Raw genomic sequence first — 2,575 nt, 5'->3', positions numbered from 1 at the left:
GGCTCCATTACGCCGATCCTGGAGTGGATCGTTTACGGCGATCCTGAAGTGGCTCCATTACGCCGATCATCGACTGGCTCCATTACGCCGATCCCGAAATGGCTCCATTGGGGCGGTCGGTGACACCAAGCCACCCGCTCCCTGGTGGATTGCCGTGGGACTGGCACCGGGGAACGCCCGAAACTGCGCAATTCAGCCACGCCTTCGCCCCAGGCGCGCCCTCGGCGACCACGCCAGAGCACACTGGCAAGCGAATGCCACGGTGTTCACCAGCGCGGATGCCCCGGTCAGCGAGCGCAGGAGCGTGGCGTGAAGAGGGCCACGGATTCAGGTGCGTGCCAGAACCCTGGGCGAGAGGAAAACCCGCTACGCCTTCTTCACGAACTCCGACTTCAGCCGCATCGCGCCGAAGCCGTCGATCTTGCAGTCGATGTTGTGGCCGTCGGTGCCGTCGATCAGGCGGATGCCCTTGATCCGGGTGCCGACCTTGAGCACGTTGGAGGCGCCCTTGACCTTCAGGTCCTTGACCACGGTAACGGCATCGCCATCGGCCAGCAGGTTGCCGACCGCGTCGCGGACTTCAGGCGCGTCCGATTCGGACGCAACCTCGCCCGGCATCCATTCGTGACCGCATTCCGGGCAGACCAGCCGATTCCCATCTTCGTAGGTATAGGCCGAGCCACATTGCGGGCAAGGCGACGGGACGGATTCGCTCATGCGCGGCTCACCAGACCACTTCGGCCATCGAGCAGTTCAGCCCGGAACCGATGCCGAACAGACACGCGGTCGCCCTTCTTCAGGCGGCCCATCTTGCACAGCCCGCTGGCCGGGCCGATGTTGCCGTGTTCGTTGAAGATGGTCATGGCCTCTTCGGGTCGATGCCCATGGTCCTGGCGAAAGCGGCGGTATACACCTTGCTGGCCTGGTGGATGAAGAATCCGCCCAGCTCGGCCGCCACCCAGCCCGGATATTTCATGAAACATCCAGGCTATGCCGACTCGTCCGCCTCCAGCGCCGCGATGCGATCCAGCACTTCCGCGAAGCGCTGACCGAAATCGGTGAGCCGGTATTCGACGCGCGGCGGCACCTCCATGAAGCTCTGCTTCACCAGGATCTCGTAACGCATCAACTTGCGCAGCCGTTCGTTGAGCACCTTGGTGCGGATGCCGCCGATGACGCGCTCCATTTCGCCCGGTCGGGCGATACCCCGTCGTACGCAGTCGATCACCGCCAGGCTCCACTTGCAGCCAACCACGTCCTCGACTCTGCGGGCCACGGGTGGTGCGGCTTCCGGATTGGCGGATGGCTTCAGGAGGCGCTCCAAAACTAACCAAAAGGTGCTTGCTTTTCAGCGGGATGACCCGGTTTTAGTCTGGCATCGGCGATTCCGCCCGACAAGCCAAGGAGACGACGATGAAAGCGCTGCTGACTGGTCTTGCACTGCTGTCCCTCGCCGCTCCGGCGCACGCCGGCGGCAACGAAGTTCCCTACCCGGAGGGCTATCGCAACTGGCATCACGTCAAGAGCATGGTCATCCAGGACGGACATCCGCTGTACGCATCCTTCGGCGGCGTCCACCATCTCTATGCCAACAAGGAAGCCATGGCGGGCTACGCGACCGGCAAGTTCCCGGATGGCAGCGTGATCGTGTTCGATCTGCTCGAAGCGCCCGCTGCCGATCACGCCATCACCGAGGGGGCGCGCAAGGTGGCGGGCGTGATGCACAAGGACGCCGAGAAGTACGCGGCCACCGGTGGCTGGGGCTTCGAGGGCTTCGCCGGCGGCGACCGCAGCCAACGCGTGGTCGGCGACCATGCGGCCAGCGCCTGCTACGCCTGCCACACGGCGCAGAAGGATCACGACTTCGTCTTCAGTTCCACCCGCGATTGAAGCGCCCCATGCAAGACCACCCCAATGCGCCCGACTGGCAAGTCGGCGAATGGCTCAACGTTCCCGCACCGCTGTCCCTGGCCGCCATGCGCGGCAAGGTGATCGTGCTGCATGCCTTTCAGATGCTCTGTCCCGGCTGTGTGCTGCACGGCGTGCCGCAGGCGGAGCGTCTGCACCAGCAATTGTCGGCGGACGGCGTCGCCGTGGTCGGCCTGCACGCCGTGTTCGAACATCACGAGATCATGACGCCCGCCGCGCTGCGGGTTTTCCTGCATGAGTTCCGCATCACCCATCCCATCGCCGTGGATCTGGCCGTCCCCGGCCAGCGCATCCCGGCGACCATGCAGGCCTACGACATGCGGGGCACGCCGACCTTGATCCTGATCGATCGTCGGGGCCGCCTGCGGGCGCAGCACTTCGGGCGGCTCGATGACCTGGCGGTGACGGCGCAGGTGATGCGGCTGGTGGCGGAATAGGGCGCAACGGTCCTTGCGGTTGCGGCGCGATATCCGGCGCCATGCCCATCGGCGCGCGGAAGATCCGATGCTGCGCGGGATCCCTGTCACCGACCGGGTCAATGGAGCCACCGATGATCGCCGTAATGGAGCCACTTGCAGGCCCCTCAAAACGGGTCTCGAACGGGGTCGGATTTCAGGGCTTTTTGGGCTTGTTGGCAACCGTTGTT

Annotated in this window: 4 protein-coding genes and 1 pseudogene; 2 read left to right on the top strand and 3 right to left on the bottom strand. The window is 64.8% G+C overall.

What is annotated here, in order from left to right; all coding sequences use genetic code 11:
- Positions 1–366 precede the first annotated feature (366 nt).
- The 3 genes and pseudogenes from IT472_RS11545 to IT472_RS11535 all read right to left on the bottom strand — a co-directional run bounded on the left by IT472_RS11545 (position 367) and on the right by IT472_RS11535 (position 1,276).
- Entirely contained in the window at positions 367–717 is a 351-nt protein-coding gene (locus tag IT472_RS11545; protein ID WP_297181685.1) for a zinc ribbon domain-containing protein YjdM, read from the bottom strand.
- A gap of 7 nt (positions 718–724) precedes the next feature.
- A pseudogene (locus IT472_RS11540) lies at positions 725–949 on the bottom strand (3-oxoacyl-[acyl-carrier-protein] synthase III C-terminal domain-containing protein); the annotation flags it as partial.
- Between the two features lie 39 nt (positions 950–988).
- The gene (locus IT472_RS11535) at positions 989–1,276 is read right to left on the bottom strand and encodes a helix-turn-helix domain-containing protein (protein WP_297181683.1); all 288 of its coding nucleotides are present in this window, start codon (positions 1,274–1,276) and stop codon (positions 989–991) included.
- A 137-nt stretch (positions 1,277–1,413) separates the two neighbouring features.
- On the opposite strand from IT472_RS11535, the gene IT472_RS11530 reads away from it, so the two are divergent.
- Positions 1,414–1,890 carry a cytochrome P460 family protein gene (locus IT472_RS11530; RefSeq protein WP_297181681.1) on the top strand — a complete coding sequence of 159 codons (477 nt, stop codon included), beginning with the start codon at positions 1,414–1,416 and terminating at the stop codon, positions 1,888–1,890.
- An 8-nt stretch (positions 1,891–1,898) separates the two neighbouring features.
- The gene (locus tag IT472_RS11525) at positions 1,899–2,366 is read left to right on the top strand and encodes a redoxin family protein (RefSeq protein ID WP_297181679.1); all 468 of its coding nucleotides are present in this window, start codon (positions 1,899–1,901) and stop codon (positions 2,364–2,366) included.
- Positions 2,367–2,575 lie beyond the last annotated feature (209 nt).

It is taken from the genome of Thermomonas sp. (genome assembly GCF_020850895.1).
In the GTDB taxonomy this organism is placed as follows: domain Bacteria; phylum Pseudomonadota; class Gammaproteobacteria; order Xanthomonadales; family Xanthomonadaceae; genus Thermomonas.
This window is presented reverse-complemented; position numbering and strand designations above follow the sequence as displayed.